Origin of the sequence: Nakamurella endophytica (genome assembly GCF_014646215.1) — a bacterium.
Taxonomy (GTDB): Bacteria; Actinomycetota; Actinomycetes; order Mycobacteriales; family Nakamurellaceae; genus Nakamurella; species Nakamurella endophytica.
In genome coordinates this window covers 12,021-31,724 of the sequence record NZ_BMNA01000005.1, presented here as the reverse complement: position 1 = coordinate 31,724, position 19,704 = coordinate 12,021, and the positions used below count along the sequence as shown (strand labels likewise).

13 protein-coding genes, 3 tRNA genes and 1 pseudogene are annotated in these 19,704 nt (G+C 75.4%); 12 read left to right on the top strand and 5 right to left on the bottom strand.

Annotated elements, in window-relative coordinates; translation table 11 throughout:
• Window positions 1-19 precede the first annotated feature (19 nt).
• From fdh to nrfD, 3 genes are read left to right on the top strand one after another with little or no spacing between them, the layout of a single operon-like run.
• A complete protein-coding gene (fdh, locus tag IEY37_RS13810; protein ID WP_188942851.1) occupies window positions 20-3,457 on the top strand; it encodes a formate dehydrogenase in 3,438 nt (1,145 codons plus the stop codon).
• 28 nt (window positions 3,458-3,485) lie between these two features.
• Window positions 3,486-4,502 carry a 4Fe-4S dicluster domain-containing protein gene (locus IEY37_RS13805; protein WP_188942491.1) on the top strand — a complete coding sequence of 339 codons (1,017 nt, stop codon included), beginning with the start codon at window positions 3,486-3,488 and terminating at the stop codon, window positions 4,500-4,502.
• Window positions 4,499-5,614, top strand: coding sequence for an NrfD/PsrC family molybdoenzyme membrane anchor subunit (gene nrfD / locus IEY37_RS13800; RefSeq protein WP_229674432.1), 1,116 nt, complete (start codon window positions 4,499-4,501; stop codon window positions 5,612-5,614). Before IEY37_RS13805 ends, nrfD begins: the two co-directional genes overlap by 4 nt.
• A 459-nt stretch (window positions 5,615-6,073) precedes the next feature.
• Here nrfD and IEY37_RS22810 read toward each other — a convergent pair.
• Both IEY37_RS22810 and selD read right to left on the bottom strand, forming a co-directional pair.
• Window positions 6,074-6,494, bottom strand: a pseudogene (locus IEY37_RS22810) (MgtC/SapB family protein); the annotation flags it as partial.
• Between the two features lie 191 nt (window positions 6,495-6,685).
• On the bottom strand, window positions 6,686-7,684 hold the full coding sequence (gene selD / locus IEY37_RS13790; protein WP_188942485.1) for a selenide, water dikinase SelD: 999 nt from the start codon (window positions 7,682-7,684) through the stop codon (window positions 6,686-6,688).
• Between the two features lie 115 nt (window positions 7,685-7,799).
• On the opposite strand from selD, the gene IEY37_RS13785 reads away from it, so the two are divergent.
• From IEY37_RS13785 to IEY37_RS13770, 4 genes are all read left to right on the top strand, one after another.
• Window positions 7,800-7,895 (top strand) — tRNA-Sec (locus tag IEY37_RS13785).
• A gap of 15 nt (window positions 7,896-7,910) precedes the next feature.
• Window positions 7,911-9,263 carry an L-seryl-tRNA(Sec) selenium transferase gene (gene selA / locus IEY37_RS13780; protein WP_229674431.1) on the top strand — a complete coding sequence of 451 codons (1,353 nt, stop codon included), beginning with the start codon at window positions 7,911-7,913 and terminating at the stop codon, window positions 9,261-9,263.
• 1 nt (window position 9,264) lies between these two features.
• Complete coding sequence (selB, locus tag IEY37_RS13775; RefSeq protein WP_188942483.1) at window positions 9,265-11,022, top strand: selenocysteine-specific translation elongation factor; 1,758 nt, start codon at window positions 9,265-9,267, stop codon at window positions 11,020-11,022.
• Complete coding sequence (locus IEY37_RS13770) at window positions 11,019-11,771, top strand: DUF305 domain-containing protein (RefSeq protein WP_188942481.1); 753 nt, start codon at window positions 11,019-11,021, stop codon at window positions 11,769-11,771. The genes selB and IEY37_RS13770 overlap by 4 nt, the downstream gene beginning before the upstream one ends.
• Window positions 11,772-11,859: 88 nt before the next feature.
• Here IEY37_RS13770 and IEY37_RS13765 read toward each other — a convergent pair.
• Window positions 11,860-11,935: transfer RNA gene (locus tag IEY37_RS13765), tRNA-Asn, on the bottom strand.
• Between the two features lie 173 nt (window positions 11,936-12,108).
• Between IEY37_RS13765 and IEY37_RS13760 the strand changes: the two genes are divergently transcribed.
• Both IEY37_RS13760 and IEY37_RS13755 read left to right on the top strand, forming a co-directional pair.
• Window positions 12,109-12,183: transfer RNA gene (locus IEY37_RS13760), tRNA-Ile, on the top strand.
• 446 nt (window positions 12,184-12,629) lie between these two features.
• On the top strand, window positions 12,630-14,864 hold the full coding sequence (locus tag IEY37_RS13755) for an acyltransferase family protein (protein ID WP_188942478.1): 2,235 nt from the start codon (window positions 12,630-12,632) through the stop codon (window positions 14,862-14,864).
• Here IEY37_RS13755 and IEY37_RS13750 read toward each other — a convergent pair.
• Window positions 14,822-15,784 (bottom strand): LysR family transcriptional regulator, encoded by a 963-nt coding sequence (locus IEY37_RS13750; protein WP_188942476.1) that lies wholly within the window; start codon window positions 15,782-15,784, stop codon window positions 14,822-14,824. The two genes, IEY37_RS13755 and IEY37_RS13750, sit on opposite strands and share 43 nt — an antisense overlap.
• A gap of 72 nt (window positions 15,785-15,856) precedes the next feature.
• Between IEY37_RS13750 and IEY37_RS22555 the strand changes: the two genes are divergently transcribed.
• From IEY37_RS22555 to IEY37_RS13740, 3 genes are all read left to right on the top strand, one after another.
• Window positions 15,857-15,991, top strand: coding sequence for a hypothetical protein (locus IEY37_RS22555; protein WP_268238012.1), 135 nt, complete (start codon window positions 15,857-15,859; stop codon window positions 15,989-15,991).
• Between the two features lie 356 nt (window positions 15,992-16,347).
• The gene (locus IEY37_RS13745) at window positions 16,348-16,842 is read left to right on the top strand and encodes a DUF3145 domain-containing protein (protein ID WP_188942474.1); all 495 of its coding nucleotides are present in this window, start codon (window positions 16,348-16,350) and stop codon (window positions 16,840-16,842) included.
• Window positions 16,843-17,065: 223 nt separating this feature from the next.
• The gene (locus IEY37_RS13740) at window positions 17,066-18,148 is read left to right on the top strand and encodes a hypothetical protein (RefSeq protein ID WP_188942472.1); all 1,083 of its coding nucleotides are present in this window, start codon (window positions 17,066-17,068) and stop codon (window positions 18,146-18,148) included.
• A 119-nt stretch (window positions 18,149-18,267) separates the two neighbouring features.
• Here the strand turns inward: IEY37_RS13740 and IEY37_RS13735 are convergent, their stop codons facing one another.
• Window positions 18,268-19,644: an acyl-CoA carboxylase subunit beta gene (locus IEY37_RS13735; protein ID WP_188942848.1), complete on the bottom strand. Its 1,377-nt coding sequence runs from the start codon at window positions 19,642-19,644 to the stop codon at window positions 18,268-18,270.
• Window positions 19,645-19,704: the final 60 nt, after the last annotated feature.

Sequence of the window (19,704 nt, the reverse complement as noted above, 5' to 3'; positions counted from 1 at the left end):
GGCCGTGGCCCTGCAGGACATCCGCCGGACGTTCCTGTCCTGGCCCGTGGTCCGGCAGCTGACCGGGTCGGACCCGACAGGTCGCGGCGCAGCGGTGGTCTCGGACCACACCCGCGCGGTGACCGCCCGGACGGAGACCGCCGACCGCGTGGTGCAGAGCATCTGCCCGTACTGCGCCGTGGGCTGCGGCCAGCGCGTCTACGTCAAGGACGAGAAGGTCGTGCAGATCGAGGGCGACCACGACTCGCCGATCTCGCGCGGCCGGCTCTGCCCGAAGGGCTCCGCCAGCGAGCAGCTGGTCAACAACCCGGGCCGGCAGATCAAGATCCTGTACCGGCGGCCGTACGGCACCGAGTGGGAGTCGCTCGACCTGGACACCGCCATGCAGATGATCACCGAGCGGGTGCTCGACACCCGTGCCCGCACCTGGCAGGCCACCGACGACCAGGGCCGCGACGTCAACCGGACGCTCGGCATCGCCGGCCTCGGTGGCGCGACCCTGGACAACGAAGAGAACTACCTGATCAAGAAGATCTTCACGGCCATGGGGGCCATCCAGATCGAGAACCAGGCCCGTATTTGACACAGCGCCACGGTTCCCAGTCTGGGGGCCTCGTTCGGCCGCGGTGGTGCCACGTCCTTCCAGCAGGACCTGGCCAACGCGGATTGCATCGTCATCCAGGGCTCGAACATGGCCGAGTGCCATCCGGTGGGCTTCCAGTGGGTGATGGAGGCCAAGGCGCGCGGCGCCACGGTGATCCACGTCGACCCGCGGTTCACCCGGACCTCGGCGGTGGCGGACCGGCACGTCGCCATCCGCGCCGGCAGCGACATCGCCTTCCTGGGCGGCATCGTCAACCACATCCTGTCCACGGACAGCTACTTCCGCGAGTACGTCGTGGCCTACACGAACGCGGCGACCATCCTGCGGGACGACTTCGTCGACGTCGACGACCTGGACGGGGTGTTCTCCGGCTACGACCCGGAGAGCGGCACCTACGACACGGCCACCTGGCAGTACCGGGGACGCACCTCGGTCTCGGCCGCGGCCGGCGAGGAGGAGCAGATCCGCAACTCCGGCGGAGCCGACGGTGACACCGGGCAGGGCGGGGACAGCCAGCAGCACGGACACGGATCGGACCAGGGCGGCGGCCGGCACAGCGGCGGCGAGGACGGCTCGCAGGACGAGGCGTCGCAGGGCGCCCGCGGCGCGGGTCACGAGTTGGGAGGGCACGGCGCGAATCTCGGGCACGGGCAGGTGGACCGCGACGAGACGCTGCAGGACCCGCACTGCGTCTTCCAGGTCCTCAAGCGGCACTATGCCCGCTACACGCCGGAGATGGTGCAGGAGGTCTGCGGTGTCCCGCCCGAGGACTTCCTGGCGGTGTGCCGGGCGGTGGTGGAGAACAGCGGCCGGGAGCGGACCACGGCGTGGGTGTACAGCGTCGGTTGGACGCACCACACCGTCGGTGTGCAGTACATCCGCGGGGCCGCCGTCATCCAGCTGCTGCTGGGCAACATGGGACGGCCGGGCGGCGGCATCCTCGCGCTGCGCGGCCACGCCAGCATCCAGGGCTCGACCGACATCCCGACGCTGTTCAACCTGCTACCCGGGTACCTGCCGATGCCGATGGTGCAGGAGCACGGCTCGGACTCGCTCGCCGACTACGTCGCCACCATCGCCAGCCCGCAGCAAAAGGGCTTCTGGACCGCTGCCGACGCCTACACCGTCAGCCTGCTCAAGGCCTACTGGGGCGACGCAGCGCAGCCCGACAACGACTTCTGCTACCGGTACATCCCGAAACTGACCGGCGACCACGGGACGTACCAGACCGTCATGGACATGCTCGACGACACGGTCGAGGGCTACTTCCTCCTCGGCCAGAACCCGGCGGTCGGGTCGGCCCACGGCCGCATGCAGCGGTTGGCCATGTCGCACCTGAAGTGGCTGGTGGTCAGGGATCTCAACCTGATCGAGTCGGCGACCTTCTGGAAGGACGGCCCGGAGATCCACACCGGCGAGCTGCGCACCGAGGACATCGGCACCGAGGTGTTCTTCCTGCCGGCCGCCAGTCACGTCGAGAAGGACGGCACCTTCACGCAGACGCAGCGGCTGCTGCAGTGGCACCACAAGGCGGTCGAGCCACCCGGGGACTGCCGCAGCGACCTGCACTTTTTCTTCCACCTGGGCCGGATGATGCGCGAGCGGCTCGCCCGGGGCGAGGACGGCAGCGGTCCGCTCGAGCGGGACCGGCCGCTGCTGGACCTGGTCTGGGACTACCCGGTGGACGAGCACGGCGAGCCCTCCGCGGACGCCGTGCTGCGGGAGATCAACGGCGTGCACCTGTCCGGCGACAAGGCGGGGCAGCCGCTGTCCAGCTACACCGAGATGAAACCCGACGGCTCGACGTCCGGAGGCTGCTGGATCTACACCGGCGTCTACGCCGACGGCGTCAACCAGTCCCAGCGCCGCAAACCCGGCCAGGACCAGAGCTGGGTCGCCCCGGAGTGGGGTTGGGCCTGGCCGTCGAACCGCAGGACGCTTTACAACCGGGCGTCCGCCGACCCCCAGGGGCGGCCGTGGAGCGAGCGCAAGGCCTACGTCTGGTGGGACGCCGAGAAGCGCACCTGGACCGGGCACGACGTGCCCGACTTCCCGCTCGACACCGCCCCGGACTACCGTCCGGAGCCCGGTGTGGGCGGTCCCAAGGGCCTGGCCGGGGACGACCCGTTCATCATGCAGGGCGACGGCAAGGGCTGGCTGTACGCGCCGACCGGCCTGCTGGACGGGCCGATGCCCACGCACTACGAGCCGCAGGAGTCGCCGGTCAGCAACGGTCTCTACCGGCAGCAGGCCAATCCCACGCGGCAGGTGTTCCCGCGACCGGACAACCCGTCCGGTCCCTCCGGTGACGAGCCGGGCGCCCAGGTCTTCCCCTACGTGTTCACGACCTACCGGCTGACCGAGCACCACACGGCCGGCGGAATGAGCCGGTGGCTGCCGTACCTGTCGGAGCTGCAGCCGGCGTTCTTCTGCGAGGTCTCGCCGGCGCTGGCGGCCGAGCGCGGCCTGGAGAACGGTGGCTGGGCCACGATCGTGTCGGCCAGGACCGCGATCGAGGCCCGGGTGCTGGTGACCGAACGGATGGTGCCGCTCCGGGTCAACGGGCGGACGGTGCACCAGGTGGGGCTGCCGTATCACTGGGGGGTCGGCTCGGACGCCCTGACCACCGGTGACTCCGCGAACGACCTGTTCGGTGTGACCCTGGATCCCAACGTGCACATCCAGGAGACGAAGGTCGCGACGTGCGACGTCCGGGCGGGGCGGCGACCCACGGGAGCGGACCTGCTGGCGCTCGTGGCGGAGTACCAGCGGCGTGCGGGCATCACCCTGGCGACCGGGAACCAGCAGCGCACTCCCGTGGGCGACCAGCCCAGCCCGTTGACGGGGTCGTGACGGTGCCGACGGACCACGGAGGACCGAGATGACACTCACCACGGGCGGGGTGCCGCCGGTGCGCGCCGGCGTCGCCGCGGCGGTGCCGGACGGCGCACCGGTGCGGACGGCCGATCCGGACGACCCGGCCCGCAAGTCCGGCTGGGACGGGGCGCCGCGCCGCAAGGGCTTCTTCACCGACACCTCGATCTGCATCGGCTGCAAGGCCTGCGAGGTGGCCTGCAAGGAGTGGAACGGCGTCCCCGAGGACGGGCTGGACCTGCTCGGGACGTCCTACGACAACACCGGGGGGCTGGGCGCGAGCACCTGGCGGCACGTGGCCTTCATCGAGCAGCCGGCCGCCCCCGCCCGGCCCGCGGTCGACCTCGGCATGCCGGCGCGGCACCGGGGGTCGGCAGGGCCCGGTGCGGATCGCACCGGCGACACCGCCGGCGCCTCCACCGGGCCGGCCGAGCGCACCGACTTCCGCTGGCTGATGTCCTCGGACGTCTGCAAACACTGCACCCACGCCGCGTGCCTGGACGTCTGCCCGACCGGGTCGCTGTTCCGCACCGAGTTCGGCACCGTCGTGGTCCAGGACGACATCTGCAACGGCTGTGGCTACTGCGTTCCCGCCTGCCCGTACGGGGTGATCGAGCGGCGCGTCGAGGAGCACGGACCGAAGAACGTCGGCATCGCCCAGAAGTGCACGCTGTGCTACGACCGCCTGGAGGTCGGCAGGACGCCGGCCTGCGCGCAGGCCTGCCCGACCGCGTCGATCCAGTTCGGCGACGTCGAGGAGCTGCGGGAGCGCGCCGCGGCCCGGCTGGCCACCCTGCACGACCAGGGCGTGGCGGAGGCGCGGTTGTACGGCGACGACCCCGACGACGGGGTGGGCGGCGCCGGTGCCTTCTTCCTGCTGCTCGACGAGCCGGAGGTCTACGGGTTCCCGCCGGACCCGGTGGTGACGACCCGGGACCTGCCGGCGATGTGGCGCCGGGCCGGGGTGGCGGCCGTGACGCTGCTGGCCGGGGCGGCGGCGTCGTTCCTGGGGCGGCGGCGGTGAGCGTCCACGACGCGGGCACCGAGCGGCTGACGGACGCGACCGCCGGTACCGGCTTCCGCACCGGCCGTCCTGATGGACCGGACACCTCTCGCGGCGCCGGCGGCGGCCGCCGGCGTCGTCGCCGGGGTGGGCGCGGTGAGCAGCCCGTCGTCCCGGACGCCACGTTCACCTCGTACTACGGCCGGCCCGTCGTCAAGCCGTCGCCGTGGGAGGCCGACATCCCGGCGTACCTGTTCTTCGGCGGGGTGGCCGGCGGGTCGTCGCTGCTGGCCGCCGGCGCCGACCTCACCGGGCGGCCGTCGCTCCGCCGGGTGGCGAGGATCGGTGCGCTGGGCGCCATCTCGGTGAGCTTCGCGGCCCTGGTGCACGACCTGGGCCGTCCCAGGCGGTTCGTCAACATGCTGCGCGTGGCCAAGCCGTCGTCGCCCATGTCGGTCGGCACCTGGATCCTGACGCTGTACGGGCCGTTCGCCGGAGTCGCCGGTGCTGCGGAGCTGACCGGCAACGCCCTGCGGCGCGGCTGGCTCCCGCAGCGGCTGCGACCGGTGGCCCGGCTGCTGCACGCCGCAGGACGGCCGGCGGGGATGGTCGCTGCCGGCACCGGTCCCGCGGTCGCGGCGTACACCGCGGTGCTGCTGGCCGACACGGCCACGCCGAGCTGGCACGAGGCGTACCGGGAGCTGCCGTTCGTGTTCGTCGGCTCCGCCGGCGCGGCCGCCGGGGGCCTGGGACTGCTCGCCGCGCACGGCGGGGACACCGGCCCGGCCACCCGGCTCGCGGTGGCGGGCACGGCCCTGGAGATGCTGGCCGAGCAGCGCATGGAGCGCTCGATGGGGCTGACGGCGGAACCGCTGCACCAGGGCACGGCCGGCCGGCTGATGCGGGCCAGCAAGGTGCTCGGCGTGCTGGGTGCCGCCGGAGCGGCCGTGTCCGCCGCCGTGCCGCAGCTGGGTCGCTGGCTGCGCCGGCCGGCCGGTGCCGCGCTGCTGGCCAGTTCGGTCTGCACCCGCTTCGGCGTCTTCGAGGCCGGCCAGGCCTCGGCGCGGGACCCCAAGTACACCGTCGTGCCGCAACGGGAGCGACTCGAGCGCAGCGGCCGCGCCACCACCTGACGGCGGGCCGTCAGTCCGGGTCGGCGAGCCGGCGGGCCGCGCGCACGCCGTCCATCCCGCCGAGGACGGCGACCGAACCTTCGGCGCCGGGGCCGCACAGCTCCAGGCGCACGACGGTGCCGGCAGTGCCGGCAGTGCCGGCAGTGCCGACCGCACCACCGGACGGGGTCCGGACGCCAGCGGTGCCGGCCACGGCGGTCCCCCTCGCGAGACCCGCGCGAAGACCGGCCGTGCCGGCTGCGTCCGTCGCGAGAGCCGGTGCGTCCTGCGGGGTCTCGCCGGTGCCGGCCGGGCGGATCGCGACGGACAGCACGGTCCACCCGCGGGCGGCGCAGCGGTCCAGGACGTCCGCGACACCGCCGCCGGCACCACCGTCGACACCGCCGTCGCGGACGAGCTCGACCGTGGTCCCGTCGGTCGGCCGCCCCGGCAGGTACCGGTCCAGCCAGCCGAAGCCGAGCACGGCGACGAAGTGCAGGACGGTCACCGCGACGGCCAGCAGCGGGAGGCCCGCGCCGGCGGCCATGCCGATGGCCGCGGTCTCCCAGACCGCCGCGGCCGTGGTCAGCCCGTGCACGGTGCCGCGCCGGGTGAGGATCAGCCCGGCGCCGAGGAAACCGATGCCCGAGACGATCTGCGCGGCCACCCGGGACGGGTCCAGCACCACCGACCCCGGCACCAGGACGTCACCGAAGCCGTACTTGCTGACCAGCAGCACCAGGGCCGACGACGTGCCCACGATGGCCTGCGTCCGCAGGCCGGCGTTCTTGCCGCGCAGCTGCCGCTCGAGGCCGACGACGGCCGACAGCACGAACGCGAGCAGCAGTTCGGCCAGCTCCACCAGGTGCGGACCACCCGCAGCGACCAGATCGGGCGTCATGGCGCGCCTCCGTCCCACCGCGGGTGTGCCGCGGCGACCGGTCCGGCGCGGCCTGCGCCGGGCTCCAACTGCTCAGGCGCGCGAGCCGCCCCGCGGTTGCCGCCACGAACGGGGGACCGCCGGCCGGCCGGTGGTGATCCCGGACACCCGGGCGGTGGCCGCGCGCTGCGCGCGGCGATCACCGCCGCACGTCAACGGATCTCGAGCACCGCGTCGCCGCCCGGCTCGAAGTGCCCGACGACCGGCGCACCGGGGATCTCGCCGGCGAGCAGCAGGCCGCCGCTGGTCTGCGCGTCCGCGAGGAGCAGCAGTTCGTCCTCGTCGACCGCGGACCGCAGGTGGGGCCGGACCCAGGACAGGTTGCGCCGCGTGCCCCCGGAGACGAAGCCGTCGCGCAGCGCCTCCCGGGCGCCGGCCAGGTAGGGGACCGCCGCGGCGTCCACCACCGCCGTCACCCCGGATGCCCTGGCCATCTTGTAGAGGTGGCCGAGCAGCCCGAAGCCGGTCACGTCGGTGGCCGCCCGGATGCCGGCGGCGACGGCCTGTTCCGCGGCGGTGCGGTTGAGCGCCACCATGGATGCCACTGCCGCATCGGAGGTCTCGCCGGTCGCCTTGTGCCGGTTGTTCAGCACCCCCACTCCCAGCGGCTTCGTCAACGAGATCGGCCGACCGGCCACCGCGGTGTCGTTGCGCAGCAACCGGTCCGGGTGCACCGTCCCGGTCACCGCCATGCCGTACTTGGGCTCCGGGTCGTCGATGCTGTGCCCGCCGCCGACGTGGCAGCCGGCCTCCCGGGCCACGTCCAGGCCGCCGCGCAGCACCTCGGTGAGCAGCTCGGCCGGCAGCACGTCCCGCGGCCAGCCCACCAGGTTCACCGCGACCAGCGGCCGGCCGCCCATGGCGTAGACGTCGGACAGCGCGTTGGCCGCGGCGATCCGGCCCCAGTCGTAGGCGTCGTCGACGACGGGGGTGAAGAAGTCGGCGGTGCACACCACTGCGGTGTGCTCGTCGAGGCGAACCACGGCGGCGTCGTCGCCGTCGTCCAGGCCGACCAGCAGGTCGCCGCCCGACCGCGCCTGCCCGGTGAGCCCGCGGACGACGTCCTCGAGCTCGCCCGGCGGGATCTTGCACGCGCAGCCGCCGCCGTGGGCGTACTGGGTGAGGCGGACACCGGCAGCGGTGGCGGTCATCGCTCTACGGTAGGCCGCTCGTCGCGAGCCGCGCACGGCCCCCGCCGGCCGGGCGGTGGCGGCCGCCCGTCACCGGGCCCGCGGCGCCGCGGCGGGGGTGGCTACCCTGACCGGCGGAGGCGTACAGGCGCCTGGTGGCCCTCCCGGTCTTCAAAACCGGTGGAGTCGAGGATCTCGGCTCGGCGGGTTCGATTCCCGTCCGCCTCCGCCAGGACTGGGGGAACGGGTGACGGGCGCAGTGGATCGGCGGCGGGACATCCCGCGCACCGACGCGCTGCTGGCGGACCCGCGGCTGGTGGCCGCCGCCCGCCACCTCGGGCGCGGACCGGTCAAGGCGGCGGTGACGGCGGCGCAGCAGGAGGCCCGCCGCGGCGGCATCGCCCCGCAGGACGTCGCGGCGGCGGCGCTCACGACCCTGGCGGCGCTGGCGGCCGAGCCGGCGCCGGGGGTTCACGCCGTGCTGAACGCCACCGGCGTCGTGCTGCACACCAACCTCGGCCGGGCGCCGCTGTCCGCCGCCGCGCGGGCCGCGGTGCAAGAGGCTACCGGGTACGTCGACGTGGAGTTCGACCTGGCCGGCGGCCGGCGCGCCCGCCGCGGGCGGACGGCGCTGGAGGCACTGCTCGCGGCGGTGCCGGAGGCCGAGGCGGCGCTGGTGGTCAACAACGGCGCCGCCGCACTGCTGCTGGCCGTGTCGGCGCTCGCCGCCGGCCGGACCGTGCTGGTCAGTCGCGGGGAGCTGGTGGAGATCGGCGACGGGTTCCGGCTGCCGGACCTGATCGAGACGACCGGTGCCCGCATCCGCGAGGTGGGCACCACCAATTGCACGACCGTGGCCGACTACACCGACGCGGCCGACGAGTCCGTGGCGTGCCTGCTCAAGATCCACCCCAGCAACTTCCGGGTGGTCGGGTTCGGCGGCACCCCGTCCACGGCCGAGCTCGCGACGACCGGCCTGCCGCTGGTGGTCGACATCGGCAGCGGCCTGCTGTCGCCGGATCCCGCCGTTCCCGACGAGATGGACGCCCGGTCGACGCTGCGGGACGGTGCCGCGCTGGTCACCGGCAGCGGCGACAAGCTGCTGGGCGGGCCACAGGCCGGCATCGTCCTGGGCCGCGCGGACGTGGTCGAGCGGCTGCGCCGGCACCCGGTGGCCCGGGCGGTGCGGGCCGACAAGCTCTCCCTGGCCGCGCTGGAGGCGACCGTCCGGGCCGGACACACCCCGACCCTGGACGCCCTGCACGCCGATCCCGCGCAGCTGCGGCGCCGGTGCGAGGCCCTGGCGGGCCGGTTGCCCGGCGCGGCGGTGGTGCCGTCGGACGGCGCGGTCGGCGGCGGCAGCGGGACCGGTGTGGTGCTGCCCGGCTGGGCCGTCGCGGTCGACGAGCGGCTGGCCGGCCCGCTGCGCTGCGGGACGCCGCCCGTCGTGGGCCGGGTCGCCGGCGGACGGCTGCTGCTCGACCTGCGCTGCGTGCCGCCCGACCGGGACGACGACGTGGCCCGCGCGGTCGCCGCGGCGCAGGCCGTGCCGGGTGGCGACGGACGGTCCGCGGACGCGACCGGGCCGGAGCAGGCCTGACGTGCTGGTCGTCGCCACCGCCGGGCATGTCGACCACGGCAAGTCCACGCTGGTCCGCGCCCTGACCGGGATGGAACCGGACCGGTGGGCCGAGGAGCGCCGGCGCGGGATGACCATCGACCTCGGCTACGCCTGGACGGACCTGCCGGACGGGCGGACGGTGGCGTTGGTCGACGTGCCCGGGCACGAGCGCTTTCTCGGCAACATGCTGGCCGGGGTCGGCCCGGCACCGTCGGTCATGGTGGTCGTCGCCGCCGACGAGGGCTGGCGCCGGCAGAGCGAGGAGCACCTGGCGGCCGCCGACGCGCTGGGCGTCCGGCACGGCCTGCTCGTCGTCACCCGGTCCGATCTCGCCGACCCGGAGCCGGCGGCCGAGCAGGCGCGCCGGCGGCTGGCGACCACCTCGCTGGCCGGTGCCGAGGTGGTGGCGGTGTCCGGCCACACCGGCGCCGGACTGGGCCAGCTGTGCGAGGCCCTGCAGCGGCTGGCCGACGCCGTCCCGGTGCCGGATCCAGCGGCCCGGCTGCGGCTGTGGGTGGATCGCAGCTTCACCGTGCGGGGCAGCGGCACCGTCGTGACCGGGACGCTGCCGGACGGCCGGATCGCCGTGGGCGACGAGGTGCTGGTCGCCGGGCGCCGGGTCCGGGTGCGCGGCCTGCAGTCCCTGGGCCGGCCCGTCGAGCGGATCGACGGCGCCGCCCGGGTCGCGGTGAACCTGCGCGATGTCCGTCCGGACGAGGTGGGCCGCGGCACGGTGCTGGTGCGGCCGGGGGAGTGGCAGCCGACGGACGTGGTGGACGTGCGGACGGCGGGCGACGCGGCGGAGCTGCCCGCCACGCTGCACCTGCACACCGGCACCGCCTCCTTCGTGGTGCACGTCCGGCCGCTCGGTGCGGACGGTGCCCGGCTGTCGCTGCCCGCACCGGTGCCGCTGGCGGTGGGCGACCGGGCCGTGCTGCGCGACCCGGGCGGCACCGTGCTCACCGGCGTCCGGGTCCTGGACGTCGACCCGCCGGCCTTGCGGCGGCGCGGCGCGGCGGCCGCGCGCGCCCGCGAGCTGGCCGACGAGGCGGTCGCCACGTCCGCCGTCGGTCAGCTGCTGCGCCGCGGTGCGGTCCGCCGGGACGAGGCCCGGCGGCTGGACCTCGACCCCGGTGACGACCCGCGGATCACCGCCGTCGGCGGCTGGTGGGTCGCGGCCGACACCTGGCAGCGGTGGGCCACCGAGCTGGCCACGGCTGTCGACGCCCACGCCGGCCGGCACCCTCTGGACCCGGCACTGCCGCTCGACGCGGCGCGCCGTGCCCTCGACCTGCCGGCGGCCGAGCTGGTCGCGCCGCTTGCGGCGGCCGCCGGCCTGGTGGCCGCGGAGGGCCGGGTGCACCGGGCGGGCACCACCGCATCGCTGGGCGCCGCGGAGGGCGCCCTGCGGGAGGTCGAGGACCGGCTCCGGGCCGCGCCGTTCGCCGCACCGGAGGCCGAGGAACTGGCCGGGCTCGGCCTCGGCCCGGCCCAGCTGGCGGCAGCGGAGCGACTGGGCCGGGTGCTCCGGTTGCCGGGCGGTGTGGTCCTGCTGCCCGACGCGCCCGCCAGGGCCATGCGCGTGCTGGCCGCCCTGCCGGGGCCGTTCACGCTCAGCGCGGCGCGGCAGGCGCTGGGCGCCACCCGCCGGATCGCCGTGCCCTTGCTGGAGCACCTCGACCGCCGCGGGTGGACCCGCCGGGTGGACGGCGACCGGCGGGAGGTCCGCCGGTCGTGACGCAGCGGTCCGTGGCGAGCGACGCGGCATCCGGGCGGCAGGTGCAGCGGGCGACACCGTCGGGGGACACTGCTCGGGTGATGGGCCGGGGACCTCGACTGGGCGCGACCGTCGTCGCGCTGTGCTGGGTCGCCGGGTGCGGCGGCGGAGCCGACCGGGCGGCGGTGCCGCCGGGCACCACGCTGTCCGTCGCCGCGGAGTCCCGGGCCGCCTCGACCGCCCTCCCGCCGCCCGCGCAGGGCTCCGGGACGCCGTCCGGCCCGGCCGCGGACACCCACGGTCCGGCGGACGTCGCGTTCGTGACGGCACTGCTCGCCCGGGAGCGGGACGTCCTGGCGCTGGCCGAGCGCGGCGTCGCCGAGGCGACGGACGGGCGGGTCCGCGAGCTCGCCGGGACCGTGGCCGACGACCTGCGGACCGAGACCGCGACCACCGGGGCCCTGGTCGACCGGTGGGCCACCGACGGCGCCGGGAGCGTCCCGGACACGATCGGATCGGGCGGCGCGGTGTCGACGGGCACCGCGACGACGGGTGTGCCGGGGTCCGGGACGCTGCCCGCCCGGCGCGGCCGCGCCTGGGACACCGCCTTCCTGTCCCGGTTGATCCTCGAGGCCCGCGCCGCCGTTGCACTGGCCGGTGTCGAGCAGGCGGAGGGACGCAACACCGAGGCGCTGGCCCTGGCGGATGCGGTGGTCGCCGGGCGTACGGCGCAGATCGCCGCGGTGCAGGCGGTGTTGCGGCGGCTGTGAATTCGGCCGTCAACAGGTGATGAGCGCCCGAACGACGTTTGATCGGGGCCCCGATCCGGGGCCGGACGCGCGGGCCGGCGGCCCGGTGTGGCTCCCCCGACTGGACTCGAACCAGTAACCGTCCGATTAACAGTCGGATGCTCTGCCAATTGAGCTACGGAGGAACGGCGCCGCTGCAGGGCGCCCGACCAGGATAGCCCACCGCGGGGCGTGCCAGCACCCGCGGACCCGATCCGCGGCTCGTCGTCCGGCGCCCGGACGGGCGGGTCCGGTGTGTCGACCGACAGGCACCGGCGGTACGACTCCGGGGCCACGCGGACCCCGATACCCTCTCGGCGGGGCGGTAGCTCAGTCGGTCAGAGCAGCGGACTCATAATCCGTCAGGTCGTGGGTTCGAGCCCCACTCGCCCCACTCGCCCGGCCGGACCGCGGGGACGCCCCGACGGCCGGGCCGACGTGCCGGACACCGGTCCGCGGCCGGCCCGGCCGCGACCGGCCGAGCCGGCAGGCGCACGCCGCGTCGGCTCGGCCCCGACGCCGGCTGTCGCGGCGTGCACCAGTCCATTCTGTCCACGCGGACCGCTCGGATGCACGGATCCTGACCGATCCGTTGCACTTTTCTGGCCGATCGTCGTCCGCACGGCGCCGGCACCGCGCTCGGGCCCGGCCGGCGCCCACCCGATCGGCCGAGTTGACGCCGACACGGTTGTCGTTCCGGACGGGCGCCGTCGGGCTCCGGCGAGCCTTCCCGGCGCGGCGGGCACGCGGCTCTAGCGTCGCCGTCGACCCCCTCGTGTCGGCCGCGGATCCGTCCGGGGACCGAGTGCGCCGCATCCGGGTCCGCGGCCGGAGAGACGCATGCCAGCTGCCAGCCGCCCCGTCGCCTACGCGCCCGCGCTCGACGGTGTCCGCGCCGTCGCGGTGATCGCGGTGGTGCTGTACCACGCCGGTGTGTCGTGGCTGCCGGGCGGCTTCGCCGGCGTCGACCTGTTCTTCGTCATCTCCGGGTACCTGGTCACCGCGCTGCTGCAGCGCGAGCACGACCGGTTCGGCCGCATCGACATCCGGGCCTTCTGGCACCGGCGGGCGCGCCGCCTGCTGCCCGCGCTGCTGCTCCTGCTGGTCACCGTGTGCGCGGTCACCGCCGTGGCCGGGCACGACCTGGGCGTCGGTCTGCGCTGGCAGCTGTCCGGCGCGCTGACCTTCTCGAGCAACTGGCTGCAGATCGCCAACGGCACGTCCTACGTCGACGCCATGGAACCGTCGCTGCTGACCCACCTGTGGTCCCTGGCGGTGGAGGAGCAGTTCTACCTGTTCTGGCCGTGGGTGACGATCCTGATGCTGACCACCGTCCGGCGGCACGGACGGGTCTGGCGGGTGCTGCTGCTGGCGGCGGTGTCCGCGCTGGCGATGGTCGTGCTGTACCGGACGGGCGCGGACCCGACCCGGGTCTACACCGGCACGGACACCCACGGCTTCGGGCTGCTGCTCGGCGCCGCGCTGGCGTTCGTCCGGCCGGAGTCGCAGATCGACCCGGGCCGGCGCCGGCGCCGTGCGCGGAACCTGGCGGTGCTCGGGCCGGTGTGCCTGGCGCTGGTGCTCTACGGCATGACGGAGCTGTCCCTCGACCGGCCGCTCACCTTCCGCGGCGGGCTGTTCCTGTTCGACGTGGCGGCGGTCGGGGTGGTGGCCGGGGCCATCCGGTCCCGGGGACTGGTCCACCGGGTGCTGTCCGTCGGCTGGCTGCGGGCCGTCGGCATGCGGTCGTACGGGCTGTACTTGTGGCACTGGCCGGCCATCGTGGTGGCCGACCGGCTGCTCCGGCGGGACCTGGGGACGTTCTTGGCCGCGGTCGTCGGCGTGGCGGTGGCCGCGGTCGGCACCGAGGTGTCGTGGCGCTGGGTGGAGCGGCCTATCCGGCGCAGCGGGGTCCGCGGGGCCCTGCGCCGCTTCGACCGGCAGCTGTCGGCCGCGCCCGGCCGGCCCGCGCGCCGCAGCGCTTCCTGGGCCGCCGCGGTGGCGGCCGTGCTCGCCGTCGGCACCGCGGCCTGCGGGATCGTGCTGGCTCCGGCGCGGTCGAGCGTGTCGGTGAGCCTGGCCGCGGGGGAGGAGGCGCTGGCCAGCGCCAGCCGGGTCGCGGCGCGGACCGCCGTCCCGACGGTGGCCGTCCCCGCCTCCCCGACGACCTCGCGCGCCCGCGGGGTGGCCGACGCGCCTGTCGCCGTGGTGACCGTCCCGCCGCTGCCGGCGGCCCGCGCCACCCGCCCGGCGCCCGGTCCGGCCGCCACCACGGCCGCCACCGCCACCACGGCCGCCACGGCCAGGGCCACCACGGCCAGGGCCACCACGGGCAGCGCCACCGCGCCGCCGGCCGGCGGTGCCGAGAGCCCGCCGCCGACCGTGCCGCCGACCGTGCCCCGGAGCCCTGCCGCACCCGCCCCGGCTCCGTCCTCGCCGGCCGCCGCCACCGGCCCGACCGCCGGCCCACCCGCCCCGACGACCACGCCGGCCGGCACTGGACGGCCCGTCGAGTCCGCATCGATCCCGACGTCGCCCGCGACGACGTCCCCGGCTGGGCCGGCATCCGCCGCGGCGCCGTCCCCGGCACCGCAGCCGGCCGGCGGCGCGGCGATCACCGCCATCGGCGACAGCGTGATGCTGGCGTCCGCCCCGGCCCTGCTGGCGCGGTTCCCGGGCATCGACGTCGACGCCAAGGTGGGCCGCCAGCTCTGGGACCTGGGCGACGTGCTGCGCGGCCACATCGTGGCCGGCGACATCCGGCCCGTGTTGGTGCTGGGCCTGGGGACGAACGGCACCCAGCCCGCCGCGGACCTGCTCCGGACGCTGCAGCTGCTGCCGGCCTCCCAGGTCGTCGTGCTGGTCACCGCCTTCGGCCCGCAGTCCTGGGAGGACGATGTGAACCGACAGCTGGCCACCGCGGCCGCGGGCAGGCCGCACACCTGCTTGGCCGACTGGCACGGCGCCATCGCCGGCCACCAGGACCTGCTGGCGGCCGACGACGTGCACCCCGGCGCGGCCGGCGGGCAGCTCTACGCGGACGCGGTGGCCACGGCGGTCAGCCGCTGCCGCTGAGCCCCGGGTGCGCACCGCGCCAGGGCGGCGCAGACTTCGCGCAGCGCAGTGAGCACCGGTGCGATGTGCGGCTGCGCCGCCGTCCCGGCGCGGTACTGCACGCCGATGTGCCGGACCGGGCTGACCCCGGCGACCGGACGGAGCACGACCGGTGCCTGCGGGAGCACGTCCTGCGCCAGCCGGGGCAGCAGGGCGATGCCCGCGCCGGCGCTGACCAGCGCGATGACCCCGGTGAACTCGTCCGCCCGGTGCTGCACGCGCGGCGTGAAGCCGGCCCGGGCGCACGCCGACACGGCCACCTGCCAGCACGGCGTCCCCGGGATGTTGACGATCCACGGCTCGTCGGCCAGGTCCGCCAGGTCGACGGCAGGTCCCGCGGCCAGCGGATGACCGACCGGCAGCGCGACGTCCAGGACGTCGGTGAGCAGCGGCTCGACGTGCAGCCGGGCGTCGTCGTCCGCGGTCGGCGGCTCGCCGCTCAATGTCAGTGCCAGGTCCACCGACCGGCCGAGCAGTGCGTCCGCGGCGCCCTCGGGCTGCACCTCGACGGTGTACACCTGCAGCCGCGAACGCTCGGCCACCGTCCGCAGCACGGGCACGACGATGCTGCTCACCGCGCTGGCGAACGACCCGAGCCGCACCGTGCCGGCGTCGCCGCGGCGGAAGGCAGCCAGGTCGGACTCGGCGTGCTCGAGGTGGGTGAACACCTCGTGCGCATGGCTGAGCAGGAGCTGCGCCGCGGCCGTCAGCCGCACCCGCCGGCCGTCCGGCTCCAGCATCGCGGTGCCGGCCTCCCGGGACAGCGCCGCGAGTTGCTGGGACACCGCCGACGGCGTCAGGTGCACGGCCTGCGCGGTGGCGGCGATGGTGCCGCACCGGTCGAGCTCGCGCAGGATCTCCAGACGCCGCAGGTCGATCATGCAGCGCAGCTTACGGGACTACGGAAGAACAAACAGATGGACGCGGTCAGTGCAGGCGGCCACGATTTCTGTATGACACTCCTCGTGCTGTTCGCCCTGCTCGTCCTGTTCGCCGTGCTCGCCGGTTTGTTCGGCGTCGACAGCCGCACCTTCCCGGACGGCGTCTGGCGGGACCGCTCCGACTCCGAGCGCACCCGGCTCGTCTGACCCGGCCGGTCCGCGGACCGCCGCCGCCCACGAGCCGCCCGTCCCGCCGCCGCCCTCCGCGTCGCCCGTGTCCAGCGGGCGGGGCGCGGTCCGGTCCCCGCCCACGGTCCGGAATCGGCCGCTGGCCACTCGGCCCGCACCTGCGAGGCCCGTGCGGACCGCCGGCGCCCGATCGGGACCACCCGGTTGGGGCAAGGGCTGGCGCGTCCGTGCTTCGTTGTGCACAATGACCACAGCAATCTCAGTGGTAACTGTTCGTCACCCGGGTCGGTGAGGCTCTCCGGAGCCGTACCGGTCCGGACCGGCGCCTGCTGCCGTGCTTCACGTTGGGGAAGACGTAGGAGCTCGAGCGGAGGATGACGGTGACGCGTGGCGTGATCTTTGTGCACTCGGCGCCTGCGGCGGTGTGTCCGCACGTCGAGTGGGCCATCTCCGGCGTGATCGGAGATCGGGTGTCCCTGACGTGGACGCCTCAGCCGGCGCTGCCCGGCACCCTGCGGGCAGAGGTCTGCTGGCGGGGCGATGCCGGCACCGGTGGCCGGTTGGCGACGGCGTTGCGCGCCTGGCCGATGGTCCGGTTCGAGATCACCGAGGACGCCAGCCCGGGCAGCGACGGCGAGCGCATCTGCCACGTCCCCGGCCGGGCTATCTGGCGGGCCGCGGTGTCGGCCAACGGCGACGTGATGCTCGGCGAGGACCAGCTGCGCAGCATCCTCGGCCAGGCCAGCACGCTCGACGGCCTGCGCCACGCGCTGTCGTCCGCGATCGGCGTGGACGTCGACGCCGAGCTGGAGCCGTTCCGCAGCGCCGGGGAGGGTGCCGCGGTCACCTGGTTGCACCAGGTCGGCTGACCCCGCCGGACGCTCGGTGGCGTCCCGTCACCCGACGGAGGTCAGGGGCGTCGCACCTGCCGAAATGGATCCACCGACCACGCACGGAGCGTGACCGGCGCGGAGCGGACCCCGCTCGTCCGGCCCATCGCCGTCCCGTCCGGCCGCAACCCCGTCCCACGACGCACGTCCTTGTGCCGGTGCGCCGTCCGGCGCGCCGGGTCGGGGCTCGAGGAGTCGGTGCGTGCGCAATCGGTGGTCCGGGCACCAGCTGACGCTGGTGCTGCTGGTGGCCGTCGTGTGCGTGATCCTCGCCGGCGGGACGACCGCCGTCGTGCTGGGCCGGCAGCAGGCCCTCTCCGTCGCCGACGCCGCGGAGTCGTCCGTCGCATCCGGTGCCGCCGACCGGGCGCCGTCCGGACCGGGCTCGACCGGCGCGTCCTCCCGCGGCTCCGGTTCGTCGCTGCCCGCGCCGCCCGCCCGCCCGTCCCGCGCGAGCGCCACCGGCCCGTCTTCGCCGGCCCCCCGGACCGCCGCCGGCACGACCGGGCACCGTCGCCCCGCAGCACCGTCCACCAGCGGGCCGCCGGCCTCGACCTCCCCGGCCGCCTCGGCCCCGGTCGGTCGTTCTGCAGCAGCCACCCGGTCGTCGACGCCTTCGCCGGCCGGTGGACCTGCCGCGACCGCGGCGACCCTGGCGACCTCGGCGAGTCCGCAGGCGCGGCCGTCCGTGCCGGCAGGTGCTCCGTCGATGGCGGGTGTTCCGTCGAGCACTGCGGCGGGCACGCCCGCACCCACCGCGGAGGACGCGACCGAGCCGTCCGAGCAGCCCGAGCAGGTCGAGGGGCCGGAGCCCTCCGGGCCGGCGACCGCTGCGGCGCCGCCCGCCTCGGTCTCTGCCGACGACGACGCCGACTGGGTCGGCCCGTCGACCAACGTCACCGTGCAGCTCGCCCCGGGTCTCGACGACGTCGACGGTGTTGGCGACGTGCAGTCCGGCCTGCAGCGCTACTTCGACGCCATCAACGCGCACGACTACGGGGCGTGGGCCGACTCGGTGACCCCGCGGGTCGCCGCGATACTGGACCAGTCGGCCTGGATGACGGGGTACAGCACCACCACGGACAGCTCGATCTGGGTCACCGCGGTGGGCAGCGATCCGTGGACCGCCGAGGTCCGGTTCACGTCGGTGCAGGAGCTGGCGCAGGCTCCCGCCGACCTGCGGGCCGGGTGCATCCACTGGGAGACCACGGTCCGTCTCGAGCGCCAGGGTGACCACCTGCTGGTGGACGGCACCACCCGCGAGCCGACCCGGACCGCGTGCTGACCGCCGGCGTCCCCGCGGGAGCAGCCGGCCACCGCTGACGGCGCCGGCCCCTCCCGGTCCTCGGGAGAGGGAGCCCTCCCCGTCGACCCGGTCGCGAGCGACCCGGCCGGTCCTGCCCGCTACAGCGGGATGTTGCCGTGCGCGCCGCGTCCGGCGGGCGCGGAAGCCAGCGCCTCGGCCACCCGGCGCCGGGTCTGTTCCGGGGTGATGACCTCATCGACGACGCCGATCTCCAGGGCCCGCTGCACGCCGCCGGCGACCTTCTCGTGCTCCTGCGCGAGCTGCTCGTGCAGCGCCTCGCGCTCGTCGTCGGGGGCGGACGCCAGCTTGCGCCGGTGCAGGATGCCGACGGCGGCCTTGGCGCCCATGACGGCGATCTCGGCGTCGGGCCAGGCGAAGACCGCGGTGGCGCCCAGGGCCTTGGAGTTCATGGCGATGTAGGCGCCGCCGAAGGCCTTGCGGGTGACCAGGGTGACCCGCGGGACGACGGCCTCGGCGAAGGCGTGCAGCAGCTTCGCGCCGCGGCGTACCACGCCGTCCCACTCCTGGCCGACGCCCGGCAGGTAGCCGGGGACGTCGACGATGACCAGCAGCGGGATCCCGAAGGCGTCGCACATCCGCACGAAGCGGGACGCCTTCTCCGCCGACGTCGAGTCCAGGCAGCCGCCGAGTCGCAGGGGATTGTTGGCGATGACCCCGACGCTGCGGCCGCCGAGCCGGCCGAGCCCCACGACGATGTTCGGGGCCCAGCGTGCCTGCAGCTCCTCCATCGGCTCGTCGAGGATCCGGTCGACCAGCGGTTTGACGTTGTAGGCGCGGTTCTTCTGCGCCGGCAGCAGCGCGGCCAGGCCTTCGTCGTCGGCCATCCCCTGCACGCCGGAGATACCCGGCCGGGAGAACAGCGAGGTCACCTTGCGGGCGCGGACGTAGGCGTCGTCCTCGGAGGTGGAGACGATGTGCACGACGCCGGACTTGCGGCCGTGGGCGGCCGGGCCGCCCAGCTCCTCCATGTCCACCTGCTCGCCGGTCACCGAGCGGACGACGTCCGGCCCGGTGACGAACACCCGGGCGTCCGGCGACATGATCACGATGTCGGTCAGCGCCGGCCCGTAGGCCGCGCCGCCGGCGGCCGGCCCGAGCACCACCGAGATCTGCGGCACCCGGCCGGACGCGCGGATCATCGCGGCGAAGACGGACCCGACACCGTCCAGCGCCTCGACGCCTTCGGCCAGCCGGGCCCCGCCGGAGTGCCACAGCCCGATGACCGGGATGCGCTCGCGGATCGCCGTGTCGATGGCCTCCACGATGTGCCGGCACCCGGCCGACCCCATCGCGCCGCCCATCCGGGTGGCGTCCGTGCAGTAGGCGATGACCTTGGAGCCGTCGATGCGGCCGCGCACCACGGACACGCCGGAGGTGTCGGTGCCGTGCAGCGGCACCAGCGAGTCCTGATCCAGCAGCTTGGCCAGTCGGACCTCGGGCTCCCGGTAGTCCAGCTGCCGCGGCCCGAGCCCGGAGCCGGACGGACCACCGCCCGACGGCGGGGCCGGCGGGGT

What these genes read in the sequence shown, in the direction of transcription:
- IEY37_RS13755 (WP_188942478.1), top strand. Translation starts at nt 12,630, where the DNA reads ATGCCAGCTGCCAGCCGCCCCGTCGCCTACGCGCCCGCGCTCGACGGT.
- IEY37_RS13750 (WP_188942476.1), bottom strand. Translation starts at nt 15,784, where the DNA reads ATGATCGACCTGCGGCGTCTGGAGATCCTGCGCGAGCTCGACCGGTGC.
- IEY37_RS13745 (WP_188942474.1), top strand. Translation starts at nt 16,348, where the DNA reads ATGACGGTGACGCGTGGCGTGATCTTTGTGCACTCGGCGCCTGCGGCG.
- selD (WP_188942485.1), bottom strand. Translation starts at nt 7,684, where the DNA reads ATGACCGCCACCGCTGCCGGTGTCCGCCTCACCCAGTACGCCCACGGC.
- IEY37_RS13805 (WP_188942491.1), top strand. Translation starts at nt 3,486, where the DNA reads ATGACACTCACCACGGGCGGGGTGCCGCCGGTGCGCGCCGGCGTCGCC.
- IEY37_RS22555 (WP_268238012.1), top strand. Translation starts at nt 15,857, where the DNA reads ATGACACTCCTCGTGCTGTTCGCCCTGCTCGTCCTGTTCGCCGTGCTC.